Source organism: Lacticaseibacillus jixiensis (genome assembly GCF_042847315.1).
Classification (GTDB): domain Bacteria; phylum Bacillota; class Bacilli; order Lactobacillales; family Lactobacillaceae; genus Lacticaseibacillus; species Lacticaseibacillus jixiensis.
In genome coordinates, this window is sequence record NZ_BAAFPR010000009.1 from 71,550 (window position 1) to 98,056 (window position 26,507).

General features: G+C 47.8%; 20 protein-coding genes and 5 pseudogenes. 17 read left to right on the forward strand and 8 right to left on the reverse strand.

The window, feature by feature from the left end; translation table 11 throughout:
• Window positions 1-19 precede the first annotated feature (19 nt).
• Complete coding sequence (locus ACGG90_RS07665) at window positions 20-1,099, reverse strand: tyrosine-type recombinase/integrase (RefSeq protein WP_390407931.1); 1,080 nt, start codon at window positions 1,097-1,099, stop codon at window positions 20-22.
• A gap of 61 nt (window positions 1,100-1,160) precedes the next feature.
• Window positions 1,161-3,512: a BREX-1 system adenine-specific DNA-methyltransferase PglX gene (gene pglX / locus ACGG90_RS07670; RefSeq protein WP_390407934.1), complete on the reverse strand. Its 2,352-nt coding sequence runs from the start codon at window positions 3,510-3,512 to the stop codon at window positions 1,161-1,163.
• On the opposite strand from pglX, the gene pglZ reads away from it, so the two are divergent.
• From pglZ to ACGG90_RS07700, 6 genes and pseudogenes are all read left to right on the forward strand, one after another.
• Window positions 3,425-5,959 carry a BREX-1 system phosphatase PglZ type A gene (gene pglZ / locus ACGG90_RS07675; protein ID WP_390407936.1) on the forward strand — a complete coding sequence of 845 codons (2,535 nt, stop codon included), beginning with the start codon at window positions 3,425-3,427 and terminating at the stop codon, window positions 5,957-5,959. The genes pglX and pglZ overlap by 88 nt on opposite strands.
• Window positions 5,960-6,005: 46 nt before the next feature.
• Window positions 6,006-8,078 carry a protease Lon-related BREX system protein BrxL gene (brxL, locus tag ACGG90_RS07680; RefSeq protein WP_185908109.1) on the forward strand — a complete coding sequence of 691 codons (2,073 nt, stop codon included), beginning with the start codon at window positions 6,006-6,008 and terminating at the stop codon, window positions 8,076-8,078.
• A gap of 28 nt (window positions 8,079-8,106) precedes the next feature.
• Window positions 8,107-9,894, forward strand: coding sequence for a GmrSD restriction endonuclease domain-containing protein (locus tag ACGG90_RS07685; RefSeq protein ID WP_390407938.1), 1,788 nt, complete (start codon window positions 8,107-8,109; stop codon window positions 9,892-9,894).
• A 23-nt stretch (window positions 9,895-9,917) separates the two neighbouring features.
• On the forward strand, window positions 9,918-10,211 hold the full coding sequence (locus ACGG90_RS07690) for a hypothetical protein (protein WP_018041538.1): 294 nt from the start codon (window positions 9,918-9,920) through the stop codon (window positions 10,209-10,211).
• 111 nt (window positions 10,212-10,322) lie between these two features.
• Window positions 10,323-10,541 (forward strand): annotated as a pseudogene (locus ACGG90_RS07695) (recombinase family protein); the annotation flags it as partial.
• Window positions 10,542-10,756: 215 nt separating this feature from the next.
• Entirely contained in the window at window positions 10,757-12,070 is a 1,314-nt protein-coding gene (locus tag ACGG90_RS07700; protein WP_274784934.1) for an APC family permease, read from the forward strand.
• 45 nt (window positions 12,071-12,115) lie between these two features.
• On the opposite strand, the gene ACGG90_RS07705 is transcribed toward ACGG90_RS07700, so the two are convergent.
• Complete coding sequence (locus tag ACGG90_RS07705; protein WP_345939667.1) at window positions 12,116-12,310, reverse strand: hypothetical protein; 195 nt, start codon at window positions 12,308-12,310, stop codon at window positions 12,116-12,118.
• A 31-nt stretch (window positions 12,311-12,341) separates the two neighbouring features.
• A protein-coding gene (locus tag ACGG90_RS07710; RefSeq protein ID WP_390408043.1) for an IS5 family transposase occupies window positions 12,342-13,114 on the reverse strand; the annotation gives its coding sequence in 2 pieces (ribosomal slippage) (window positions 12,342-12,862 and window positions 12,862-13,114; 774 coding nt in all).
• 88 nt (window positions 13,115-13,202) lie between these two features.
• Between ACGG90_RS07710 and ACGG90_RS07715 the strand changes: the two genes are divergently transcribed.
• From ACGG90_RS07715 to ACGG90_RS07740, 6 genes are all read left to right on the forward strand, one after another.
• Complete coding sequence (locus tag ACGG90_RS07715) at window positions 13,203-14,219, forward strand: IS30 family transposase (RefSeq protein WP_125766670.1); 1,017 nt, start codon at window positions 13,203-13,205, stop codon at window positions 14,217-14,219.
• A 351-nt stretch (window positions 14,220-14,570) separates the two neighbouring features.
• The gene (locus ACGG90_RS07720) at window positions 14,571-14,756 is read left to right on the forward strand and encodes a hypothetical protein (RefSeq protein WP_125583057.1); all 186 of its coding nucleotides are present in this window, start codon (window positions 14,571-14,573) and stop codon (window positions 14,754-14,756) included.
• Entirely contained in the window at window positions 14,746-15,123 is a 378-nt protein-coding gene (gene tnpB, locus ACGG90_RS07725; RefSeq protein ID WP_179394485.1) for an IS66 family insertion sequence element accessory protein TnpB, read from the forward strand. Before ACGG90_RS07720 ends, tnpB begins: the two co-directional genes overlap by 11 nt.
• Before the next feature lie 64 nt (window positions 15,124-15,187).
• A complete protein-coding gene (tnpC, locus tag ACGG90_RS07730; protein WP_390407944.1) occupies window positions 15,188-16,738 on the forward strand; it encodes an IS66 family transposase in 1,551 nt (516 codons plus the stop codon).
• A 201-nt stretch (window positions 16,739-16,939) separates the two neighbouring features.
• On the forward strand, window positions 16,940-17,371 hold the full coding sequence (locus ACGG90_RS07735; protein WP_049145455.1) for a CopY/TcrY family copper transport repressor: 432 nt from the start codon (window positions 16,940-16,942) through the stop codon (window positions 17,369-17,371).
• A gap of 250 nt (window positions 17,372-17,621) precedes the next feature.
• A complete protein-coding gene (locus ACGG90_RS07740; RefSeq protein ID WP_202960464.1) occupies window positions 17,622-19,817 on the forward strand; it encodes a heavy metal translocating P-type ATPase in 2,196 nt (731 codons plus the stop codon).
• Window positions 19,818-19,891: 74 nt separating this feature from the next.
• On the opposite strand, the pseudogene ACGG90_RS07745 reads toward ACGG90_RS07740, so the two are convergent.
• A pseudogene (locus ACGG90_RS07745) lies at window positions 19,892-20,218 on the reverse strand (MFS transporter); the annotation flags it as partial.
• A 92-nt stretch (window positions 20,219-20,310) separates the two neighbouring features.
• Window positions 20,311-20,397, reverse strand: a pseudogene (locus ACGG90_RS07750) (transposase); the annotation flags it as partial.
• A gap of 113 nt (window positions 20,398-20,510) precedes the next feature.
• On the opposite strand from ACGG90_RS07750, the gene ACGG90_RS07755 reads away from it, so the two are divergent.
• Window positions 20,511-21,527, forward strand: a complete 1,017-nt coding sequence (locus ACGG90_RS07755; RefSeq protein ID WP_125766670.1) for an IS30 family transposase — start codon at window positions 20,511-20,513, stop codon at window positions 21,525-21,527.
• Window positions 21,528-21,586: 59 nt separating this feature from the next.
• Here ACGG90_RS07755 and ACGG90_RS07760 read toward each other — a convergent pair.
• Together ACGG90_RS07760 and ACGG90_RS07765 are read right to left on the reverse strand one after the other, a co-directional pair.
• A pseudogene (locus tag ACGG90_RS07760) lies at window positions 21,587-21,721 on the reverse strand (IS5/IS1182 family transposase); the annotation flags it as partial.
• Complete coding sequence (locus ACGG90_RS07765; protein WP_003660034.1) at window positions 21,676-22,002, reverse strand: transposase; 327 nt, start codon at window positions 22,000-22,002, stop codon at window positions 21,676-21,678. The gene ACGG90_RS07765 and the pseudogene ACGG90_RS07760, both read right to left, overlap by 46 nt.
• 196 nt (window positions 22,003-22,198) lie before the next feature.
• On the opposite strand from ACGG90_RS07765, the gene ACGG90_RS07770 reads away from it, so the two are divergent.
• The 4 genes and pseudogenes from ACGG90_RS07770 to ACGG90_RS07785 form a co-directional block, all read left to right on the forward strand.
• A complete protein-coding gene (locus ACGG90_RS07770) occupies window positions 22,199-23,731 on the forward strand; it encodes an ABC transporter permease/substrate-binding protein (protein WP_118988791.1) in 1,533 nt (510 codons plus the stop codon).
• A complete protein-coding gene (locus ACGG90_RS07775; protein ID WP_390407947.1) occupies window positions 23,731-24,669 on the forward strand; it encodes an ABC transporter ATP-binding protein in 939 nt (312 codons plus the stop codon). The genes ACGG90_RS07770 and ACGG90_RS07775 overlap by 1 nt, the downstream gene beginning before the upstream one ends.
• A gap of 113 nt (window positions 24,670-24,782) precedes the next feature.
• Window positions 24,783-25,466 carry an IS6 family transposase gene (locus tag ACGG90_RS07780; protein ID WP_002816607.1) on the forward strand — a complete coding sequence of 228 codons (684 nt, stop codon included), beginning with the start codon at window positions 24,783-24,785 and terminating at the stop codon, window positions 25,464-25,466.
• A 63-nt stretch (window positions 25,467-25,529) separates the two neighbouring features.
• A pseudogene (locus ACGG90_RS07785) lies at window positions 25,530-26,465 on the forward strand (IS5-like element ISLrh2 family transposase); the annotation flags it as partial.
• Window positions 26,466-26,507 lie beyond the last annotated feature (42 nt).

Here is a 26,507-nt window from a genome sequence, read left to right on the forward strand (position 1 = left end):
GTGCCAACAGATGTGCCAACTATGCATTCTTGAGAATTGCCAGGATTTTATCGGTATCTTTTGCCTCCAATTCCTTGATAATGTGCAGGTATGTAGATTGGGTAGTCGTAATGCTGCTGTGGCCGAGGCGCTTAGAGACAGAAAGAACACTCACACCTTGGTAAAGGAGAACTGAGGCATGGGTGTGGCGAAGTCCGTGGAATGTCACCCGAGGCAATCCCAATGCATGCAATTTATTAGTCAATACTTGGTTGATTTCAGCGCTGACCATGGCATGCCCGTTGACCAAGAAGAGCGGGGCATTCGGTGATGTGAGGTGGTTTTCTACGAAAACGTGCAGGTGGTGTAAGGAAATTGAATCAAGCGGCAATTTACGCATTGACGCCTTGTTTTTCGTCTTCTTAAAGCCGGCGTGGTATTTGTAGTCCCAGGTTTTATTAACATCCACGGTACCTTCTTGCCAATTGATGTCGCTAGTAGTCACTCCCAAAATCTCCGCATATCGCATGCCGGTAACAGTAGCCAAATAAATCATCATCTCGGGAATTTGATCCGGGTCTAGATGGTGAATCAGCTTTTGCCATTCACCGTAATCCAGCGCTTTTTTTGGCCGGTGTACTGCCACTCCTGTGACGACGGCCTTACGTGTTGGATCGTTGGAAATGATGTGCTCATCCAGGGCATCAAGCAGTGCCGCTCTGATCTGCTTATGGAATGCGGATACAGTACGAGGCGCGTGATTACGGGCAAAGACGTTCAACCGTTCTTGGTACACCGTTCGGGTAATATCCTTTAGTGGCATTTTACCGAAGATCTTGCGGATGTGGTTCAGCGTGTTTTCGTACTTGATAAAAGTGACGTTGGTCACAGAATTACGCTTATAAAGATTGATCCAGCGTTCAAAATAGACACTCAATGGGATTTCGCCAGCCTTAAACTGGCGTATGTCCGCATAGAGGGACTTCACCTGACTAGCCGCTAACTCCGCGTCAGACTTGAGCCGAAAGCCGGACTTACGTAATTTCTTGTAAGCACCATCCAAATCTTTGTATGAGATTTCGTACTGCCACACTTTTCCTCTTTTTCGGTAACTGACCATGTTAATGTCCTCCTAATCCAAATGTTTGGCACTTTTTTGGCACATTCTGTATTTTATCCTCTTACGTGGCCATTGTTTGGCTAGGAGGACTGGATGTTATGCGGATTAGGCAGGTGAACAACAGGATCAGCCAAATGGTCAATGGATTATGCTCAGCGATGTGATTTAATATTGGCGAGCGGTCAAAGTTTATGGATGATTCAAAAGAATTCCAATCATTTTTTGATAGTTGAATAGCAAGTGAGACAGAGGTTCTACAAAGGTCATCAGAGAAGGGTTTGAAAGGCAATCGTTTAACGTCACCTGCTTGAATATTTATAGTGGGATTCAAAGCATCTAACATATAGCGTGTTACTTTTGAATTTAAGAACGCTAGCATTTCACTATAGTTTTGATTTGAAAGATAAACGCTATATCCACCTGAGCCTCCCACCAATCCGTATTCTGAATATCTAAATGATGGTTGTCCTGACGTTACCGCTGACCATGTCAAAGCTGGAGAGAAGTAATATTCAGGGGAACGATGTCCCTTGTTTTTGTCAATTAAAAGATAAGCTTGATTATCAAATCGGATGATATACTCTTGATTCCCATACCATTTTCTAAAATTGCCGCCTTTATTTAGCCGAACATATTTTCGGGGAGAAATTACCCATTTCTTTTGGTTATCTGGATTCATGGCTATAGCATTAAAAGTGGGTTCTTGCCAGAATCGTAATAATAAAGCGTTATCTCCTGAAACCAATCCTTTTCTTACGGGAAAAAGAGAGCCGATAAGGCCTGATTTTGCCCACTTGTTTTCAAGTTTCCACGGCACCCAGTATGACAAGGGACTCCCCGGAATCTTCTCAAAGTTCGTTTGGTTAGTTCGATTATATCGGTTCCCAGCTACTGGCAAGGAAGCTGGATCTCCGTTTTGAACATCACGATATTTGATCTGGTGATATGTCCCATTGAACATCGTCAGGGGTATGTTTCTGAAAATTGAAACAGCTGTGCCAAACGCAATTCCCATTACGCCGTTTTCCATGTGCATCAAATTGGATAGGGTATATTTAGCCAGTAATCCTTTTCGGAGCTTCTCAAAACTAGATAAAAACATCCAGGATTGCATTGTCACTAAAGCTGAATACCCACCACGCTTCAGACTCCCCGTCATTTTTTCCAAGAATGCAGCAAACAGATCGGCTTTCGCATCTGAGTAGTAATGTTTCAGAAACTGTGAATAGCTGTTATTCAATCGGGCCGTTCCAAGGTAAGGGGGATTGGTCACAATAATATCGTGCTGTTCAGAAAGAATAAGAGCAATTTGAATCAGCTGATGGATTTTTTCACCGACACGAACGAAGGTCTGGTTGTAAGCACCTTGGTCAATTTTTTCGGCAATGTGCTGGAGTGTTTCTAGTGATAGCTTGCTCGTATCAACCAGCGAACCCACTTCTCGTCCGTTCTGGAACGCCGCCATCAGATCATAGATCGCCTGAGCCTCTTCCTTCGTGAAGTTGTCCATTAATAATTCAACACTACCTTTGGAAACTTCTGTAGATGAGGGAATGTCGTATACCTCCGGAGATATGTTTCTCGACAAAGCACGTTTATCGAATTGTCGCAGCTTCATCATGACCGCAAAGTACGCCAACTGTTGCGCACGCGCATCAATGTCGAGGCCTTGTAGATTATGCTTAACAATTTGGCCGGCCGCCTCGCGTTCACCGTATCCTTCAGCAGTATAAATGGCCATCAAAACGTCAAAAGCATAAACCAAAATGTGGCCAGACCCCATGGATGGATCTAAAAATGAAATGTCCTGTGGTTGAAGATTTGCCAGCTCTTGATCTGCCTTCTGGATGTTTACAACTGTCTCCGCTGTTTGGGGAGCGTCCGGCATGTAGTACTGCCAATTAAACTTGGCAACCAGTTCTGTCTCATTCTCCTCGGGATGACGAGTCATCAAAGCATGGATCCACAGCTTGCCCAATGAGTTCTGAACCATATATTTGACTATCCAGTCTGGCGTAAACAGTTGGGTGGCTGATGCTAATTCTTGATCACCGTATTTGTGTGATTTCGGTTGGGCAACGGCAGCGTTTTTGGGGACTTCATTATAGTATTGGTACAGCCACCCAATAATCTCGACTTGCCCCTCCTTCTCCACGTCAAAATCATCCCGCGGCACCTCGGTCACGAGTTCCTTAATCACCCCATTCTGATAGCTGGGAGTGAACGATAAGATTAGCGAAGTATGGCATTGGCGGGGGCCCTTCGTTATACTTAACACAGGTTGAGAACACGGATAAGCGGACACTGGAACGGAGAATGAAAAACATGGCGGAGCTAGACACCAAGAAGATCGTGGCGGGTATTGAGAAGCTGTTTGCGGACAATAATCATTTTGTCTTTTGGTATGACGCACAGGGCGAGTTTGCGGACAACATTGCGGATATTACGGAGCAACTGCGGGAACCGGTCGTGATCATGGGGAAAAACGAGCAGTTTAAGACCAAGCTGACGCTGGTGGCGATGGAGCGGCAAGGGCAGTCGGCCTTGATTTATTCGCCGGCGCCGAAGCCGGATCTGACGGAGAATTTCATGACGGACATGCTTTACTATTCGCGGGAATACACCGCTAATGCGCTGGTCATGCTGCGGCAGGAGTTGCGAGTGCCGGACGAGGATGCCGCGACCTTCCAGGAGCAGAAACGGTTTTTTGCCAGCAAAGACCGCCAGGCAAAATTTCAGAGACTCTATCAGCCGGGCAAGGATTTGCAGATGGCGATCATGGCTGCGCTGGCCGGGGCCAGTGACCACACCATGACGATGGTCTTGCGGGCCGTGCTGCAGGCCGGCATTGGTGATACCAATCCAGTTCTAGCAGAGTTTAAAAAATATGGTCTGCTCACCCAGTTCTGGGAGAACGTGCGGAACGCCTATGGCTTCAATGGCGCCACCAATTCGCTTCTGGATTTCACGACGGCCCTGTATTTGAACTTTGCCTATTACCAAATGGAGAAGGATCTGCCGCGAAGTATCGATAATTACAAGCTGACCAGTGCTAACAATGCCGTCACCTTTCTGTCGTTAGCAAGAAATGACCAGACATTTGCGGATACATATTGTCAGTTGGCCAAAACAGTGTGGCAGCATCTTGAAAACTTCAGTGGTGTTTCCCGGCAGCTCCAGCAACTGGATATTGTGGACTTGCTCAAGACGGATGTGTTTGCCAACTTTGACCGGCAAATCCTGGCGTGGGTTGTCGAGCGATTGCAGGCTGATGATTTCCATGCTGTGGCGGGGACGACGCCGTTGGCGGATGTCTTGACGCAACGAGAAAAGATGTACTTCGGTAAAACGTATCATGATGCGTATGCCTTACTGCAGGCTGCCTTGGTGATTCTCACGTACCGCCGGCGTGAGGTGAAAAACTTAGCGGCCGCCAAAGAACGATACATCACCACCGATTATGCGGTGGATACAGCGTACCGGCATTTCGTTCAGCGCTACGACCGGATTGCCATTGACCTTACGGATCTTCTGGAAGGTATCGCTGACAAAGTGGACAACACGTACGTCAACGAGTTTCTCACGCCGACAGTGACGGCTTGGACCACGGTGTATGATCCGCGGGACATTGAACCCAATAGCTGGCAGCGCAGTTTCTATCGGTCATTCATCAGTTCGGCTAAAGAGCGCATTGTCGTGATTATTTCGGACGCCTTTCGGTTTGAGGCCGCGGCCGAGCTGAAACGCAAGCTGGATGATCAGGATGTCTACAGTACAGAACTCGATACGGTATACTCTGAGCTGCCTTCTGTGACGTATTTCGGGATGCCAGCCTTGCTGCCGCATCAGACATTAACCTATCAGCCGGACAAGACGGTCTTAGTGGATGGACTCAAAGCAGACACGCTGGGGAAGCGCCGTCAGATCCTGCAAAATCGGGATCCGCAGAGCAACGCCGACCATGTGATGACTTTTCTCAAAGACTGGGATACGCCGCAAAGAAAACAACTCTTGGCGGGGCAAAAGGTGGTTTACTTGTACCACAACGAAGTGGATGCCACTGGTGATGACGCGAAGACTGAGAAGCAGATCTTTAACGCCACCGAGGAAGCCATCAACACAATTGCGCGGACAATTGGTTTTTTGCGTAATTTAAGTGTAGCGCACATCATCGTGACCGCCGATCATGGCTATCTGTACAAACGGTCTGGTCTGGATTCGGCGGACAAGATCGACATCAGCGGCCACGATCTGGACGTGTTGGGGCAGCGCTATGCAATCAGCAGCGAGACCATCGAGCAGCCCGGGGTACGGTCACAGCGTCTGGGGGCATTGCTAGATAATGATGATCAGCGGCGTGTCTACTATCCGGCCACAGATAGTATCTTCAAGTCCGCCGGAGCGGGACAAAACTACGTGCATGGTGGCGCCTCACCGGAAGAAATGATTGTGCCGGTGCTGCACGTGCGGACACAAAGTGGTCGATCCAAGGCCACACCGGTGTCAATCAAGGTTACGGAAGGCGCCCATCGCATCACCAGCCGCAGCGTGATGGTGCCCATTTCTCAAGAAAAACCGGTAACCGACAAAACCACCGCCGCCACCTATGTACTCTACTTTGTCGATAGCCAGGATCGGCCCATTTCTAACGAACAACGCTATGTAGCCGATAGTCGGGAGGATGATCCGCAGAGCCCGAGCCGGCGCCAGAGCTTCTACCTGACCTTACAGGATCGGGACTTCGACAACAGCGGCGCATACTACCTGATTATTCAGAATGCGGAAACCAAGGAAGAGATTCAGCGGATTCAATATCAAATGGACTTGACGATTAAAGGGGATTTCGGCTTTGACATCTGATAACAAGCAAGAGGAAGAAAAGTTGCGAGCGAAGAGTGACGGCGACGTGGCGGTGCCAGCGGAAGCCATTGCTCAGGAGCAAGCGGCAGAAAATGTGCAAACAGACTTGCTGGACAAGCTGGAGGCTTTTTTCCCCGGGCGCTTCGTGCGCAAGGATCTGACGCAAAAGATCAAAGAGGGGGCGAACGTCCCTACTTATGTGCTGGAATTCCTGCTGGGGCAGTATGCCAACAGCTCGGATCCGGTGATCATTGAACGGGGCGTGGAAAACGTCAAGAAGACGCTGGCTAATAACTACGTGCGGCCAGACGAGGCGGAAAAGGTGAAGTCTCGGATTCGGGAAGAGGGAGCGTATACGGTCATCGACAAGATCACCGTGACTTTGAACTCGGATAAGGACCGATACGAGGCGGCGTTTGGCAACTTGGGGATCACCGGTGTGCCGGTGGATGAGCGCTACGTCCAGGACTATGAGCGGCTGTTGGTGGGCGGCATTTGGTCCATCGTACGGGTGCGGTACGACCATACCAGCGATGACCATTTTCTCATTGATCAGCTGACCCCGGTTCAGGTGCCGTCTGTGAACATGCAGGAAGTTTATGATGCCCGGGAGAAATTCACGACCGACGAGTGGATTGACTTGTTACTGCGGACAATTGGCATGGAGCCGACACAATTTGACGATCGGGTGAAATGGCTCATGGTATCGCGGCTGATCCCGTTTGTCGAGAATAACTATAACTTCGTGGAGCTCGGGCCCCGGGGTACTGGGAAGTCCCACGTCTACAAAGAATTATCGCCCAATTCGATTCTGGTTTCTGGCGGTCAGACGACAGTGGCCAACCTGTTCTTCAATATGGCGCGGCATGAAGTGGGGCTAGTCGGCATGTGGGACGTCGTGGCCTTTGACGAAGTGGCCGGCATCAAGTTCAAGGACAACGATGGCGTGCAGATCATGAAGGACTACATGGCCTCTGGCTCCTTTGCTCGGGGCCGGGACGAAATCCAGGCGTCGGCCGGGATGGTCTTTGTTGGGAATATCAATCAGCCGGTGGACGTGGTGATGCGGACGTCCAATCTGTTTGATCCGTTTCCCGCTGTCATGGCTAACGACACGGCCTTTTTGGACCGGATTCACAACTACTTGCCTGGCTGGGAGATTCCGAAGTATCGGCCGAATTTCTTTACGAACGCCTATGGCCTGATCACGGACTATTTCGCGGAGGTCATGCGGGCCCTACGGAAGATTTCTTACGGCGATGCTTTCGACAAGTACTTCACCCTGGGTAATCAGCTGAACCAGCGGGATACGATTGCGGTACGCAAGACAGTGTCTGGGATGGTGAAGCTGCTGTATCCAGATGGTAAGTTCACGAAGGACGACATTGCCCAGATTTTGGCGTTTGCGCTGGAGATGCGCCGGCGGGTGAAAGAACAATTGAAGAAAATTGGCGGCATGGAGTTTTACGATGTTAACTTTTCTTACATCGACAAGGAAACGTTTGACGAACATTTCGTTTCGGTGCCAGAGCAGGGGTCGACAGGCTTGATTCCTGAGAATGAGGGCAAGCCTGGCCAAGTTTACACTGTTGCTTATGATGCGGATGAACGGTTGAGTTTGATAAAATTGGAGTCGCAGATGACGGCCGGCAACGGGAAGACGAGTTGGACCGGGATTCAGTCCAATCGGTTGGCGAAGGAAGAAATGGATACGGCGTTTAATTACCTCAAGGCCAATTTTTCCCAGGTTAGTCAGAATATTGCGCCGGCGCAGCATGACTACATTGTGAATGCGACCAACATGAATAATGGCGCCATGGCGGCGGAATTGTCGTTGGCGACCTATGTTGCGCTGGTATCCATTTCAGTGGGCAAGCCGGTCATCGGCGGATTAGCCATCCTGGGGGATTTCTCCATTGGCGGGACTATCAAAAAGATGGATAGTCTGGCAGATCGGCTACAGGTGGCCCTGGATAGCGGGGCGAAGGCGGTCTTGATTCCATCCAGTGCCACGAGTGAATTGGGTACGGTGCCGGGAGATTTGATTGCGGCTTTCTCGCTGAAGTTCTACAACACGATTGAGGATGCGGTGATGAAGGCATTGGGTGTGCAGCAGTAGCGTAGACGTATAAGGGAGGCAATCAGCCGTGGCAGATTCGAAATACGACGTACAGAATAGTCAGATTGGTACATTATTGGGGTGGATTAACTCTGGGGAGATTGGGCTGCCGGAACTGCAACGGCCATTTGTGTGGCCCTCGACCAAAGTTCGGGATCTAATCGATTCGTTGTTTAATGGTTTTCCGATTGGCTACATTATCACTTGGAATAACCCCGGTATTCGGCTTAAAGATGGGTCAATCTCTGTTGGAAAGAAGATCGTGATCGATGGGCAGCAGCGTCTCACAGCATTAGCCACCGCATTGTCGGGGCAGAAGATTATCGACCGAAGATTTAAGCGGCGGCGGATTAGTATTGCTTTTAATCCTTTGACCAGGGAATTTCAAACGGCTAATGCTTTGCTCCAGAAGGACAAACGCTGGATCAGTGATATCGCGGAAGTTTTTGCGGACGACTTCTCAAGCTTCAATTTCATTACCGCCTATTCCCAGGCAAATGACTGCCCACCAGACGAAGTGGCGCGCGCAATCGATGATTTGAAGCGCATTACGTCATACGGCGTCGGCAATATCAGCCTGTCAGATGCGCTGACGATTGATCAGGTGACTGAAATCTTTAACCGGATTAATTCACAGGGGACCCGACTATCCACTGCGGACTTCATCATGTCTAAGATGTCAGCGGACACTCTGCATCAAGGCAATATTCAACGAAAAATGGTTGAATATTTCACCAATCTGCAAGCTGACGCGTCGGCGTTGTCTGGTATTCAAGAGTCTGATCCAAAATTTGCACAATCGGCGGCAATGCAGAAGATTGCCTGGATCGTGAGCGAAAACACGACCCTTTATCAACCGACCTTTGGCGATATTTTCCATGTGATTTTGGGCAGCCATTTTGGTCGAGGAAAACATGCAGATCTTGTTGCCCTGATTTCTGGCCGTGATTTTGAGACCAAGAAATACACGGAAACAGCCATGGCGGCGGCATATAGTAAGTTGGGTAAAGGAATTGATGACTTTGTTAATCAGTCAGACTTTCGCCGATTTATTATGATTCTGGAAAGTCTCGGCATGATCAGCGGTAAGCTGCAATTCAATGGCACGGCGTTCCTGAATGCTGGATATATGTTGTTTCTGATCTTGAAAGGACAAAACGACATACCTCAGTCTGTCCGCGAGTCACTGGTTAAACAGTGGATTATTATGTCCGCTTTGACTGGCCGGTATAGTGGTTCCAGTGAAACACAGATGGAGCAGGATAGTCATCTGTTTCACCGTGCTGATGTCGTTGCAGCAGTGGAAAAAGAAATTGCGGATGCACTGCCAGAGACCTATTGGACAATTCAATTACCGAATAATTTAGCCACTCAAAGTACGCAGAACAACGGTTGGCGAATTTTTCAAATGGCTCAGGTACACAACCAGACCGTTGCCTGGTTGGAAAAGGATGTTACGGTGCGGACCGTGATAAGTCAAGAGGGCAATATTCACCATATTTTCCCCAAGGCGTATCTGCGTAAGCATGGTGCACAACAGAATGAGATCAATCAAATTGCCAATTATTGCTGGTTGACACAACCCCGAAATTTACAGATCAGTGATTTGGCACCAGAACGGTATATGAAGGATCCAGCAGTAACTGAATTTTCGGCTGCAAAAGGGTTGGCCGAGAATGCAATTCCGGTTGACATCGTGAACGGCAACTTCTCAACCTATCCAGATTTTCTCAATCAGCGGCGGCAACTCATGGCAACCGTGATTGCCGAGTACTTTTCTCGGCTAGAGCCATCAGCGGTACCGGGACAGAGTTGAAACAGCATAAAGAAGGGCTTTAGGTGAACTATTACAACGATTTAGGAACCAATCAGGCAGCAGTCTATACGTTTGGCCCAGCAGATGTCGTACAGACAGTCACCAACTTCATCGGGTCTAGAATTTTTGGAATGGAAATACTTTCCAACACCAAAAATTCTAGACCCAGATTTATTAGTACACTCTTTGTTGGAAATGCTCTCAAATCTATAACTGACTTTTGCAATATAAAATTGTTATTTGATAAAGGTTTGGGCAGCTACGTAGATAAACTTAAGCATGAAATTCAATTGAACATAGATGAACAAATGAAATGATAGTCCTCCTACTAAAAGGCCACTAGGGTATATCCTATTGGCCATTCTTGTTTCTGTGCTATACTAGGAATTACAAATGTTTATTAGAACTGTCCAAAAGGAGGTCTGAAAATAACTAAAATTGGTTATGCGCGCGTGAGTTCCAAGGAGCAACATTTAGATCGGCAGTTAGCGGCTTTAAAAGACGTTGATAAATTATTTACGGATAAATTAAGTGGGGCTAACACTAATCGGCCAGAACTGCAAAAAATGCTGGCCTATATTCGTGAGGGTGATATTGTCCTGGTCACTGAATTAGATCTTGGACAGCTTCTTAGACTAATTAACAGTCAATTAAAGAGGCCGAAGCACAAGCGTTTTAACTGGTGTTTCGGCCTTGATTGCGTATTTATGTATTCATGATTTAAGATAACTCAGCATCTGGAAGGGTCTTGATGGTGGGTAAAGCGATAATTACCGCCACCCAAACGATAAAATGGTAAGCTAACAGTAACTAGTAAAGCGATTACATTTGGCGAAATGCTTCATTTAAGGAAGTCCTCACCATGGCCCGTTCAACTCACAAACAACTTAACGCCCTCAGCATCTTTTTACTGGGAATTGACGGCATCATTGGATCTGGTATTTTTCTAATGCCCAGCCGGGTTTACGCAAAGCTCGGTGATTTGAGCATGGTTGTCATGCCGCTTGCTGGGATTGCAATTTTATCGATCGCCCTGTGCTTTGCAAACCTCGCCAGCAAAATCCCCGGGGATGGTGGCGCCTGGTTATACACCTACACGGCATTCGGGCGGTTTGCCGGCTTTGAGATCGGTATCTTTACCTGGTTACTAGGGATTATTACGATGGCAACGGAAATATCGGCCTTTGTGACCAGCTTACGGAGCCTTTTTCCGGTGCTTAACCAGCACGGGCCGTATCTGATTACCGCCCTTGGCATTTTAGCCGCATTAACGGGTCTGAACCTCATGGGATCCGGATTCATGGACTGGGTTGACAACGTTTCGACGATCGCTAAAGTGGGGGTTCTGGTGGCCTTTGTCGTGATTGGCCTGTTCTTTATTCATCCGGCGAACCTTGGAAATTTAACGGGAAATCCAGCAGCGACGCCACTTTTCAGCCGCTTTAACCAGGGATTTGGCATGGTATTCTACATGTTCACTGGTTTTTCGTTCTTACCAATTGCCGCGTCCAAGATGAAAAATCCCGAAAAAATGCTGCCCCGGGCACTGATCAGCGTGCTATTAACGGCTGCCGGGCTCTACTTAGTGGTTCAGCTGACGGCAATTGGCGTGGCCGGTAGTGGTCTGGTCGCCGCAAACGTGCCGATTGCCGTGGCTTTCAGTCACTTTGCCGGCACGGTGGGTTATGATCTGGCATTGATGGGGATGCTGATTTCGATTCTCGGCGTTGCTTTGTCGGTTTCGTTTTCAACTCCGCTGATCGCCAGTTCACTGGCCTCCGAACATCAACTGTTGCCGCGAACGCTGGGCAGGCAGAATAAACGCGGGGTCCCGCTGCAGTCACTGATCCTATCAGTTGTGATCTGCGCGTTATTCTTGTTGTCCGGCAACTACTTATTTCTGGCTTCCTGCATTGTCTTCACATCATTTGTGCAGTACGTGCCGACAATTTTAGCGGCGATCAAATTACGGCATCATAGTAAATTGCCGGTGGGGTTCAAACTTCCCGGCGGACTCACAATTCCAGTTCTGGCACTGTTGGTAACCATGTATTTGACACTCAGTTTTTCGGTCACCTTGGTTTTGACGGGGCTGGGGATTTTCCTGGTGAGTGCCCTGTGGTATCTGTACGATGACCGTGATCGCAAGGCAAACGGCTTGGAACGGGACATTTAGGCTAAGGATCGGCCATTTTAAATGATGAAGGCCGGCTATCGTTTTTCAGGATTGGACAAATTGAATCACAGCATCCACATCGTTGGCTTTGGCAAGTTTATTGGCCGTGGCTTGGATGGTTGCGCGTGACTTTTGACCGCGAGATGTTAGTTGAATCGCAATTAACTGGCGCTTGTGATTGGCCTTATCGACCACTTCACCGGTAAGCACGTTGGTAATTTGGCGGGGATACTGCTTCACCAAATCGGATTGCACCTGATTAAGAACCTGTCTAGTATCTTTTAAGAACTATCTTCAGGAAGGCCAATACAACCATTTGAAGACTGCTGTTAAGGGCACGTTCACAGTTTTTCCAAAGTCGCCGACATTTGTCTAGCCAACTCCATGAACGTTCAACGATCCATCGTTGCGGTAACACCGTGAACATATGCAACTCGTTGCGTTTAGCTACCGTCGTCTTAGCATTCAAAATGAGCTTCACCTGATCCGCAAAGTCATTGCCAGTGTAGCCACCATCAACCATGACATGCTGAACCAGCTCTAAATTTTGGCTAGCCAAACTAAGCATAGCCAATGCACCTGAACGATCTGATACATTAGCTCGTGTCACGAGGATGGCTTGTGGTAAACCGTTAATATCGACCGCCATATGACGCTTAATCCCTGAAATCTTTTTGCCGCCATCGTAGCCACTATTTTTCGTTAAATCAGTGGTTTTAACACTTTGAGCATCAACAATCACAAACGACGTTCGGGCCGATCGGCCCTGTGCAAAACGATAGGAAGCGACAGTTTTTTTAAAAGCCTTTCTAATAGCGAATCAGCTGTCGGGTCTGGTTTATCTCGCCACATATCGTAATAGCGGTAGACAGTGTGCCATTCCGGGAAATCGTGCGGTAATTCACGCCATTGACACCCTGTAGTAAGCGAGTAAAGGATGGCATTGAATACGTCATAAAGATCATAACGACGCGGTCTTGTATGCTTGCGGAAGTTTTCTAAATCAGGTTGTATTAACGCAAATTGCGCTCCCCAGTTTACAATTCAAGTGCAACACCCTGACGACTAGACCAAAAAGGCCATGAAGACCTATTCTTGTTAGTACTAGCTAAACAAGAAAGCAGGAATCTTCATGACCCACTCTCAGACTAACACCCACAAGCATTACCAACAACTCAGTTTTAGCGACCGTGCTACAATTCAGGCCCTTCGGGCTGCTAGTGACACCGCGACCGTGATTGCACAGAAGCTTCATCGCAGTAAAGCGACAATCTCACGAGAAATCACGCGTGGATCTGTAACTCAGCTCGACTCGAAGCGTCACTCGCATCAAGTCTATCTTGCGGAAACTGCCCAAGCCATGCACGACCGTAAACGCGATAGAACCGGTCACTACGCCTTTCTTAAGACCGGCCGTGCGTTCTTCAAGGCTCTCGCCAGGGAGCTTACTCGTAAGCCGCGCGTACACAGCGTTGATAGCTTCGTACACTTCTATCGCGACCAGGGCAAGGCTTGCCCTTCAACGACAACTGTGTATCGCTACATCGACGCCGGGCTGCTTGAGTTAGACAACATGACACTTCCCAAGAAGCTCCGACGCCGCATCAAAGGCTATAAGAACGCCCACAAGCGCAAGAATAAGAAGATATACGGCGACTCAATCGAGTTGCGTCCTGCGGCCGTGAATGACCGCACAGGCGTGGGACATTGGGAAGGCGACTTGGTCAAAGGTATTCGCTTAGCTGATGAGCCAGCATTAATGACGCTCACAGAACGGTACAGCCGGACTGAGATCATCGTCAAGATTCCTGACTATCATGCGGGCACCTGCCTTAAAGCCTTGCAGGACACAATCGACGACTACGGGGCCAAGGAATTTGAGAGTATCACTTTTGACAATGGTTCCGAGTTTGCCAAGTTATCAGAGATTGTTGGAACCCAGATTTACTTCGCACATCCGTACTCGCCTTGGGAGCGTGGCACAAACGAGAACGCCAATGGACTGCTTAGGGAATTCTTCCCGAAAGGGAAGTCTCTCAGAGCAGTTACCCTGGTTGAAATTCAAGCAGTCCAATCCGCACTGAACCATCGTCCCAGACGTATTCTGAACTATCTTCGCCCATGCGATTACTACCGATGCATGGCGTAACAGCCTAGACCACTATCAAGAATTCGTTATCATCGTTGCACTTGACTTGAAAATTGAGGACGCAAATTGCGCTCGAGAAATATTGCTTGGATAATCTGGCATGACAAACTCCTCAGTCGGTTTTCCACAATTCTACCAGATTCAGCAGATACTAGACAGGTTCTAAGAGGCATTTCACCATACTAACAAGAAAACCAAAAATTCCCAGATCATTAATTTAACATATCGTATCAAACCACGCCTGGAATATTATCTAGGCGTTTTTTTGTAAGCACCTAATAACAGACCGGATATGAATGCCAGCTTCTGGGCGATATGATTGCCTCATCAAATATGATGAGGTGATTTTTATTGGATGAGAAGCCAGAGATTGTTCGCATCAAATTGGAAGAGAATCAACGCCGGCAGACTCAGAGCGTGCCGACTAAGGCGTTCCAGGTCAGGATTGGTGACAATAAGACCGTGGTGGTCTATGGCCGGATTCAGGGTTACATTCTTGACGCCCTACTGAAAGCCGTGTTCAACGATGCTCATTGATGTGCGTAGACTAAGCGGCATTTATCTGATCTGTGGCAAGACCGACTTGCGTCGCGGCATCGATGGTTTGGCTGGCGTGATCAAGGAAGAATATCAACTTGACCCATACAGTCGAGCACTATTTCTATTCTGTGGCACACGCAAGGATCGGTTCAAAGCCCTCTACTGGGCTGGTGATGGATTCATACTGCTCTATAAGCGGATCGAAGACGGCCGACTTCAGTGGCCAACGACCCAAAGTGAGGTGAAAAAGCTACACGCAAAACAACTAGAACGGCTGTTATCGGGCTGGGGACTGGAGTCCACAGTTCGGCCTTACTGTCCACAAAGACAGGCGCCGAATTCTGGTAAAGTGTCCACTAAATAAAGCTAGGAAGCCTGTCGTATCAGTGGTACACTCAGCCCATCTTGATGAATTGAGGTCCACGCCGATGGCGAAAACGACTGAAGAATTACTCGAACAGGCGCTCGAGCAAAATAGCGAACTGACCAAACAGGTTGGGAGTCTGACTGACCAAATTCAGGCCCTGACGGAACAGGTCGCATATTTAACTCGGAAACTCTACGGGTCTCATTCAGAGAAGCTGGTTGATCCGAATCAGCTTTCTCTGTTGGAGGACAGTAGTGTTTTTACGGACCCAGAGCAGACTGGGGAACAAAGCGAAGAAGCAGTCGTAACGTCAACCCAGCGTAAAGCTAAACGGCGCCGCGTTGAAACCATTGATGTCAATCTACCGGTTGAAGAAACGGTTATTGAGCGCGAAAGCAGCGTTTGCGAACATGGACATCAGCTGATAAAGGTCGGCAAACACTTTGTTCGCCAGGTCGTGCAACACATTCCAGGTAGACTCTATGTTGAGAACATTTATGAAGCGACATACAAGTGCGCTGACTGTGAACAATCCGATGGCGTCTCTCACCTGTATCAAGGCCAGGCGCCGCAGGCGTTGTTTCCTCACAGCGAGGCAACCCCATCATTAGTCGCCGAGGTGCTTCATCAGAAATATACTCTGGGGACCCCACTCTACCGCCAGAAATTGGAGTGGGCGCGTGCTGGCCTGATCGTCAGCGAAACAACGATGGCCAACTGGGTCATTAACGCCGCAGAAATCGTCAGACCAGTTTATGATCTAATGCATGAACATCTCTTATCGCAGCGATTTCTTCAGGGTGATGAAACACCATTCCAAGTGTTAAGAGAACCTGGCAAGTCTGCCAGGAGCAAGTCTTACATCTGGGTCGAGCGCAGTATTCGTCTCGCCGACCAGCAGGTCGTCTACTACGCATATGGCAATACCCGTTCCGGTAAGTTCGCCCAGCAAATTTACTCAGGTTATACGGGTGTCCTGCAGTGTGATGGCTACGCCGGTTATAATCTCCTCGGCGACAGCGTCATCCGGGTTGGTTGTTGGGCCCACGTAAGACGCAAGTTCTACGATGACGCCGTGAAGGTCAAAGGTAAGTTCACTCGCACGAAGCCTTTAGAGCTGCTCAACCAGATGTTCCATTTGGAAGAACAGTGGCGCCTTCTCTCGCCAGAGGAGCGTCTGAAGTGTCGACAGACCGACCTGAAACCGCTGATCGATCAGTTCTGGGCATGGTGTGAACAAGCCGCTCCAGCGCCAAAGTCGCGATTGGGCGTCGCTTTGACCTACGCCTTGAATCAGCGCCAAATGCTCAACCGTGTCTTGGAGTTTGGCGAGATCGATCTGAGTAATAACGCTTCAGAGCGAAACATGAAGTCCTTCGTGATCGGTCGCAAGAACTGGTTGTTTGCGACGAGCCCGAAGGGTGCCGAGGCCAACGCCATCTGGATGACGATTGTTGAGACCGCAAAGGCCAACGGACTGGATCCAAGAACTTACATCGAACGTCTTCTGCACGAGCTGTCGCAGCTTCCCACTTCTCCTACGAGAGAACAAGCTGAGTCTTATTCACCTTGGAATCAGTATCTGAAGCCATCAAAACAAGAGATTGCTTGAACAACGAAGGGGCGTAATCTGAGAATGCGGATTACGCCCCTTCTTAGTTTGCCAGGCGGTCGGTTATTGGGTGCTTACGTTTTTTTAGTGTCATGGTATTTTCTGGCAGAAAGGTTGCATTATTGTGACTACAGTTGTAAACTAATAAGTGTTAAGAGACTACAAACGTAAACTTAGAATTCAATTAATGGAGGAAGCCAATTGAAGGATGCAAAGAATGTAACCATCACCGATTCTGAATGGATGGTTATGAGAGCAATTTGGACAATGGGACATGCGACTAGTCGTGAAATAATCGATGCTATGAACGAATTAGAAGGCTGGTCAGCTTCAACAACCAAAACGCTACTTCACAGGTTGATTCAAAAACAGGCGGTTGCGCAGCATGGCGGCAGTCGACCATTCACGTATAAGCCGGTTGTTGGCGAGAAGGAATCAATGGCGGCAGCGGCAGATGATTTGTTTGACCATATGTGTGCGATGCGGGCTGGTTCAACAATTGCCGGCGTTATTCAGTCAAGGGAACTCTCACGGGCGGATATTGCGAACTTACAGGCGATTCTAGCTGAAAAGGCCAAAACAGCGCCCGAGGAAGTTCAGTGTAACTGCTTGCCGGGTGATCAAACGTGTTAAGACTGTGGTGTTCTGTTTACTTTTAGGATTGCTGCACAAAAATCCAGAATCTGGGATTTCTGATGGCGGAAACTTATGAATTTTTGTCGTAATTCTCATTCATATAGTGGCATGGTGCTCCGCAAAGCAGAAGCCTAAATATAAGAACCTGGTGGAAAAATCCCGAGCCCGGGGATTTCCACACAAGGAACTTATATTCCGGCTTCTAACCGCTTTGCTACGCACACTTATTTTTAGGGGGTCGATAATCATGGCAAATAAAGAGGACCATATGAACATGAAAAACATGAGTGCTAAGAATATGGAAAATAATGAATCAAATATGAGTCATATGGATCACGATATGACCGAAACGGATCATAATCAAATGAACATGGACCACGATATGGCTGAAATGGATCACAGCCAAATGAACATGAATCACGGTGATATGGATATGGCTGGGACTGACATGATGATGCACGGTGGCTCAATGATGCATATGGGGAATTTGAAAGTTAAATTTTGGGTCTCCGTTGTCTTAGCGATTCCAGTTTTACTGTTAGCACCAATCATGGGTTTAAACGTTTCCATCCTTAGTTTCAGTTCACCGCTAATTGTTGGCATTATCATCGTTTTGTTTGATACAGCACTTTACTTTTATGGCGGAATGCCATTTTTAAAGGGGGCTAAAGCGGAAATTCAGAATAAATCTCCTGAAATGATGACGCTAGTAACCCTTGGAATTTCCGTTTCGTATTTCTACAGTTTGTACGCATTTATTGCCAACAACTTCTTGAACCCGGCAAATCATGTAATGGATTTTTCGTTCGAACTTGCAACCCTGATTTTAATTATGCTTCTAGGACACTGGATTGAAATGAATGCATTGATGGGGGCTGGGGATGCCTTACAAAAGATGGCGGCCCTGTTGCCTAAGACGGCCCATCTAGTTACAGATAATGGTGAAACAAAAGAAGTGCCAGTATCTGATTTAAAAGTTGGTCAAGCTTTCCAAGTGCGTTCAGGTGAGAGTATTCCAGCCGATGGTGTTATTACGGCTGGGGAGTCGACCGTGAATGAAGCACTGGTAACCGGTGAATCTGCTGCCGTTACCAAGAACGTTGGCGATAAGGTCATTGGTGGTGCAACCAACAATAACGGGACGCTAACGGTTAAAATTAGTGGTACTGGTGACTCCGGCTATCTTTCTCAAGTAATGAAAATGGTTCAAAATGCCCAGCAAACTAAATCTAAAGCAGAAGATAAAGCTGATTTAGTTGCCAAGTATCTATTTTACGCGGCATTTGTTGTTGGGATTATTGCTTTCTTTGCCTGGTTACCCCAGGGATTGGCGACTGCAATGACGATCATGGTGACCGTCTTCGTGATTGCTTGCCCGCATGCATTAGGATTAGCGATTCCATTAGTGGTTTCTCGTTCTACTACGATTGGCGCTCAAAATGGGCTATTAGTTCGAAATCGCCAAGCCATTGAAGCAAGTCAACATGTTAGCCACGTTCTCTTGGATAAAACTGGCACGTTAACAGAAGGTAAATTTACGGTGAATGCATTGATTCCAAATGATGGGATTGACGAAACAACGTTATTAAGCCGACTGGCCGCCCTTGAAAATAATTCGAATCATCCGCTGGCCCAAGCAATCATTACTGAAGCCCAAGCGAAGGACATTGAAGTCGTTGCGGCTGAAAAGTCTCAAAATATTCCGGGCGTTGGTATTTCCGGTAATGTTGATGGCACTGACTATACGATTGTTAATGGTAACTATTTAACGAAGCAAGGGATCAGGTTTGACGAGGCCGCTGCTGATAAATGGGCTGCTAAGGGTAATTCCGTCAGCTTCCTATTGCAGGGCACCCAAGTTCAAGGAATGGTTGCTGAAGGCGACACCATCAAAGCGGGTGCTAAGGAATTAATTAGTGGTCTTCAGAGGCGAGGAATTACCCCCGTAATGCTCACTGGCGATAATCCAAAAGCCGCGGAACACGTTGCTAACTTACTAGGATTGACGGAATTCCATGCAGGCCTATTACCAGATGATAAGCAAAAGATTATTGCTGATTATCAAGCAAAGGGCAATCACGTCATCATGGTTGGTGACGGCGTAAATGACGCACCAAGTCTTGCCGCGGCCGATATTGGAATTGCAATTGGCGCCGGAACCGATGTTGCCATTGATTCCGCTGATGTTGTGTTGGTTAAATCAGAACCCAGCGATATTTTACATTTTCTTGATTTGGCTAAAATCACAAATCGGAAAATGGTTCAAAATCTCTGGTGGGGAGCAGGCTACAATATTGTCGCAATTCCACTCGCTGCCGGTGTGTTGTCATTTATTGGAATCATTCTAGACCCAGCCGTTGGTGCTGCGGTCATGGCGATGTCGACAATTATCGTGGCAATTAATGCGATGGGATTGACTGGTGAAAAGATTAAAAACGTGTAATTAAGTGATGACAAAAAGAGGAGAAAGATCAGCTGGTAGTCTGGTCTTTCTCCTCTTTATGATCATCATGTTAATTACTTATCTGGTTGCTCAGTTAATTTCGCCAATTTTTGATGCAGCCTAATGTCATATTGCCTGGTAATTGGCATTAACACCGCGACCACCCCGCAAATGGCAGCACCGATTCCTGCAATCACAAATAGGCGTTCAATGCCAATCACATCAGCTAGGGGACCGGCAAAAATTAAGCCAATTGGTCCAGCTAGATTCAACAAAGAATTCAAAACGCCTAGAATCCGCCCTAACTCTTCTGCTGGATAACTTTGTTGAATCATTGCCATTAAAAGCGTTGTAAAAAATGGGGTCGCAATTCCTTCAATGATGTTTAAAGCTGCGAACCATGTTCGGGCCGATCGGCCCTATGCAAAGCGATAGGAAGCAACAGTTTTTTTAAAAGCCTTTCTAATAGCGAATCAGCTGTCGGGTCTGGTTTATCTCGCCACATATCGTAATAGCGGTAGACAGTGTGCCATTCTGGGAAATCGTGCGGTAATTCACGCCATTGACACCCTGTAGCAAGCGAGTAAAGGACCCCAGTTTACAATTCAAGTGCAACACCCTGACGACTAGACCAAAAAGGCCATGAAGACCTATTCTTGTTAGTACTAGCTAAACAAGAAAGCAGGAATCTTCATGACCCACTCTCAGACTAACACCCACAAGCATTACCAACAACTCAGTTTTAGCGACCGTGCTACAATTCAGGCCCTTCGGGCTGCTAGTGACACCGCGACCGTGATTGCACAGAAGCTTCATCGCAGTAAAGCGACAATCTCACGAGAAATCACGCGTGGATCTGTAACTCAGCTCGACTCGAAGCGTCACTCGCATCAAGTCTATCTTGCGGAAACTGCCCAAGCCATGCACGACCGTAAACGCGATAGAACCGGTCACTACGCCTTTCTTAAGACCGGCCGTGCGTTCTTCAAGGCTCTCGCCAGGGAGCTTACTCGTAAGCCGCGCGTACACAGCGTTGATAGCTTCGTACACTTCTATCGCGACCAGGGCAAGGCTTGCCCTTCAACGACAACTGTGTATCGCTACATCGACGCCGGGCTGCTTGAGTTAGACAACATGACACTTCCCAAGAAGCTCCGACGCCGCATCAAAGGCTATAAGAACGCCCACAAGCGCAAGAATAAGAAGATATACGGCGACTCAATCGAGTTGCGTCCTGCGGCCGTGAATGACCGCACAGGCGTGGGACATTGGGAAGGCGACTTGGTCAAAGGTATTCGCTTAGCTGATGAGCCAGCATTAATGACGCTCACAGAACGGTACAGCCGGACTGAGATCATCGTCAAGATTCCTGACTATCATGCGGGCACCTGCCTTAAAGCCTTGCAGGACACAATCGACGACTACGGGGCCAAGGAATTTGAGAGTATCACTTTTGACAATGGTTCCGAGTTTGCCAAGTTATCAGAGATTGTTGGAACCCAGATTTACTTCGCACATCCGTACTCGCCTTGGGAGCGTGGCACAAACGAGAACGCCAATGGACTGCTTAGGGAATTCTTCCCGAAAGGGAAGTCTCTCAGAGCAGTTACCCTGGTTGAAATTCAAGCAGTCCAATCCGCACTGAACCATCGTCCCAGACGTATTCTGAACTATCTTCGCCCATGCGATTACTACCGATGCATGGCGTAACAGCCTAGACCACTATCAAGAATTCGTTATCATCGTTGCACTTGACTTGAAAATTGAGGAAGCGAGTAAAGGATGGCATTGAATACGTCATAAAGATCATAACGACGCGGTCTTGTATGCTTGCGGAAGTTTTCTAAATCAGGTTGTATTAACGCAAATTGCGCTCGAGAAATATTGCTTGGATAATCTGGCATGACAAACTCCTCAGTCGGTTTTCCACAATTCTACCAGATTCAGCAGATACTAGACAGGTTCTTAGGATTTCGTTCTCCTCAGACAGCGAAGCCAGTCGCTTTTCCATCGCTTTGATTTCGTCTGGCGATTTACCGGATTGAGTTTTGGCCTGGCCCTGGATCCACTTATGAACTGTTGAATAGCCAATGCCATATTCTCTGGCCAGTTGGGCAGCTGATTCGCCTTGCTTATATAGGTTGATAATGTTTTGTTTGAATTCTTTGTCGTAACGAGTTGGCATGTAAAAATTCCTTCCTTTTGAGAGACAATTTATTCATTATACCCTCTCTTAAAAGTTGTCTCAGGAATCAGCTTACATCCAGAATGAGTTCTTTATAAATGGATCTTCACTTCCTATATTATGTGGCAGATTTAGTTATTTAACTATAAATATGTTAAGCTTACTTATATATATAAAAATTACTTGGAGGCATAACATGGCTGATTTGTGGCGGACAATTTCTGAACGGCACGGCGAGTTGCTTAGTGCCTTGGGGCAACATATCGAAATATCTTTAATTGCCTTGATGATCGCCGTTGTGATTGCGATTCCATTGGCCGTTTGGGTCCAGACGCATCACAAAACCGCGGCAGTGCTGCTGCAAGTGACTGGTGTTTTGCAAACCATTCCTTCGTTGGCCTTGTTAGGGTTGTTGATTCCGTTTGTGGGTATCGGGACACTGCCAGCGATTATTGCTTTAGTGGTGTATGCTTTATTGCCGATTTTTCAAAATACATATATCGGTTTACGCGATATTGATCCTTCCTATGAAGAAGCAGCCGATGCGTTTGGCATGAGTCGATTGCGGAAGTTGTTCAAAGTTGAATTGCCCATCGCCTTACCGGTTATCTTGTCGGGCGTCCGGACGGCAATGGTCATGATTATTGGTACCGCGACGCTGGCAGCTTTGATCGGCGCCGGTGGCTTAGGCACGTTCATTTTGCTAGGTATTGATCGAAATGATGCGGCGTTAACTTTAATGGGTGCTTTGGCAGCAGCGCTATTGGCGATTGTCTTTTCGTGGCTCTTAAATGTCATGCAAAAAGTGAGTTGGAAGGTCAGCGTCGGGGTTGTGGCGGTTGCCATCTTTGGTATGGTTGGCAGCCAAGTATACACTTATGTGACCGCACCAAAGGAAACTATCACGATTGCGGGAAAACTAGGCAGTGAACCGGATATTTTGATCAATATGTACAAAGAACTCATTCAAAAAGCTGATCCTGATGTCGGGGTCACGTTGAAATCGAACTTTGGACAGACGAGCTTCTTGTACAATGCGTTGAGAACCGATAAGATCGGCATATACCCTGAGTTTTCCGGGACGGTTCTGGCAAGTTTGACGAAACCATCTGCCGCTCAGCAACAACAGGTGACGGCTGGTAAAGATAATTATCCACTTGCAAAGAAACTGCTTGCTAAACAAGGCCTGAGCTATCTCAAACCGATGGCGTATAACAACACCTATGCTTTAGTCGTTAAGGAAAGTTTTGCCAAGCGTTATGATCTGCATACCATTAGCGATCTTGGAAAAATTGCACCATCCATTCGCGCCGGATTTGATTTAGAGTTCATTGACCGGCAAGATGGGTATAAGGGCATCCAATCAAAATACGGCTTGCAGTTTAAGGTGGATTCAATGGATGCTTCCTTGCGTTACCAAGCTTTAGATCGCGGGCAGATCAATTTGACCGATGGGTATACGACTGATGCGCAATTGCGGCAATATCATCTGGTGGCGTTGCAAGATGATAAGGGGTTGTTTCCGATTTATCGCGGTGCACCATTGATGCGGACGGCCTTTGCCGAAAAACACCCGCAACTTGTAGCTGCATTGAACAAGTTGGCTGGTCAAATTACGGAAAAACAGATGCAGACCATGAATTATGCCGTGAGTGTGAAGAACGAAAAGGCCGCAACTGTGGCTCACCGCTATTTGGTTCAGCATGGCTTGCTGAAGGAGGTGCGCTGATGGCATTGATCAGTCTTGAACACGTCACAAAGGAATATGACGGCAAGCCCGTGGTCAACGATCTTAGCCTGAAGGTCGATCAAGGGGAGTTGTTTGTGCTAGTCGGCACCTCCGGCAGCGGCAAAACCACGACGCTGAAAATGATCAATCGTTTGGTTGATCCAACGAGCGGCGTCATCGAATTTGCCGACAAACCGCTCACCAGTTACAAAATGCGCGACTTGCGGTGGCATCTGGGGTATGTCCTGCAGCAGATCGCCTTGTTTCCAACCATGACAGTGGCGCAAAACATTGCCGTGATCCCCGAAATGAAGGGCTGGTCGCGCCAAAAAATTCGGACGGCAACAGACGAGTTACTCACAACAGTTGATTTGCCGCCAGCCGAGTACCGCAATCGCATGCCAAGCGAATTATCCGGCGGGCAGCAGCAACGCATCGGTATTTTGCGGGCCTTAGCATCACGACCTAAGGTGGTCTTGATGGACGAACCGTTCTCAGCATTAGATCCGATTTCCCGCACTCAGCTTCAGGACATGCTGCTGCATTTACATCGTGCCTTGAAGACCACTGTCATTTTTGTGACCCACGATATGGCTGAAGCGATGAAACTTGGTGATCGGATCGGCGTGATGCGCGGTGGCAAACTCTTGCAGGTTGATACGCCGGAAGAAATTGCGACTAATCCAGCTAACGATTTCGTGGCGGATTTGTTCAAGGGAGCGCAAGCTAATCAGGGTCTGCAGGTCACGCTCAGTCAGTTAGCACCATTTGCAGCGGATGTTTCGGCCCGGCATGCGGTTGGCGGCAACTTGACGCTGGCCGAAGCGTTGCCGCTTTTAGATGCGCATGAGGCGTTGCGCGTGAATAGTGAACATGGTGCGTTTGTGGTCAATACCCATAGTGTTGTCGCTTATCTCGCAAGTGCATTCGTTTCGTAAACGACTAATATGAATTCTTAACTGTGACAATTACTTTTCAAGGTTCTGGTGCAAATTTTCCTCGCTGACTTGATTTTAGTATACTGGGTGCCAAGAAACGAGGGATTGCGCGCATGAATCACTTTAAGGGACGCCACTTTCAAAAGGACATCATCTTAGTAGCCGTTGGCTACTATTTCAGATTCAGTCTCAGCTATCGTGACATCGTTGAATTGCTTCGGGATCGGGGTATCACTGTTCATCACACCACGGTCATGCGTTGGGTTCATCACTATGGCCCCATCTTTAAGGCTCTATGGCGTCGGCATCAAACAGCTCACGCTAAAAGTTGGCGAATCGATGAGACCTATATTCGAGTTAAAGGCCGTTGGGCCTATTTGTATCGCGCTATTGACAGTAACGGTTTGACCATGGATTTTGAGCTGCGAAAACACCGCGATTATACCGCATCCTATCACTTTTTGAAGCGTCTCTTGACGACCAATGGTCGGCCTGATCGATTAGTCACTGATCAATATCGGGCAACACTGAAAGCAGTGAAGCACCTGATAAAGCAAGACTATTTGAGCAAATCAGCCCACCAATGTTCCAAATATCGAAATAATTTGATTGAACAGGACCACCGATTCATTAAACGTCATCGTGTCCGCTCAGCAAGCTTTCAAAGCATTCGAACCGCTAGTGCAACGTTGAGCGGTGTGGAAATTGTTCACGCAATACGCAAAAGAACCCGACGAGAGTTAAGTCTCATCGGGTTCTCAGTCGTGGACGAATTAGAAGCATTGTTAGCTGCATAACCTTCAACATAGGATCAATAGCTGGTTAGATGGTCATCTCTCACACTGTTTGCACCAGATCCTCCCCAAGATACAACGCTGCTTAACCAGAGTCGTTTGAAGCTCGAACAAATGGTCACAGATCTGGCCCACGGGTTAGGTGTGGAAATTCCGCGGACGTACAGACGTGAAGCAAAAGGTAAGTGGACCGCTTTTTCGAGGAAACCGCGGCGTCAAAACAAGGAACGCCGCAAACAGCTTCAGGCTCAGCTACAATACATCCGAAGAGATCTGCGATATGTGGCGGAACTGCTTGCGCAAGGCGGTCAGCTCACTGATTGGCAAGCACAGCGTCTGGAAGTGATTAAACAAGTCTATGAGCAGCAGCTCTTCATGTTTGAGAACCACACTCACCATGTCGAGAATCGCATCGTTAGCCTTCAACAGCCGTATATCCGGCCAATCGTGCGAGGTAAGGCAAAGCAGTCCGTTGAGTTTGGCGCCAAGATTGACTGTTCCATGTTGGATGGCGTGATTGATGTAGAGCGTTTCGACTTCAATTCATTTAACGAAAGCACTGATCTTGAAGTAACGCTTGACCATGCTTTTGACCTAGTGGGTGAATATCCGGATGAGGTGCTGGTCGATACTCTCTATCGCACGCGAGATAACATCAATCTGTGTAAGAAGCTAGGCATTAAACTTAATGGGCCAAAGCTGGGTCGAAAGCCCAAACATGTGGATCCGAAACAGCGCAAAGCCGATGTCAGTGCGGAAAATCGTCGCGGTGCCATTGAGCGCAAGTTTGCCTTCTTGAAAGGTTCACTTGGGCTTGACTTAGTGAACACCAGAACGGCTGAGTCCTTGGTGGTAACGGTGGATAGCGCGATTGCATTGGCAAATATCGACCTCCTCCTTAAGCTTTTTTCTATACCAATTTCTATTGTGGCCGAACAGGGTGACCTGCATTATCAAATCAACTATAAAGTGACTGAAATTCGGTCAGAAACCGCAGCCTAAATCACCAGGCACTAACTATTAATTTGATGCGAGTAGAAGAGT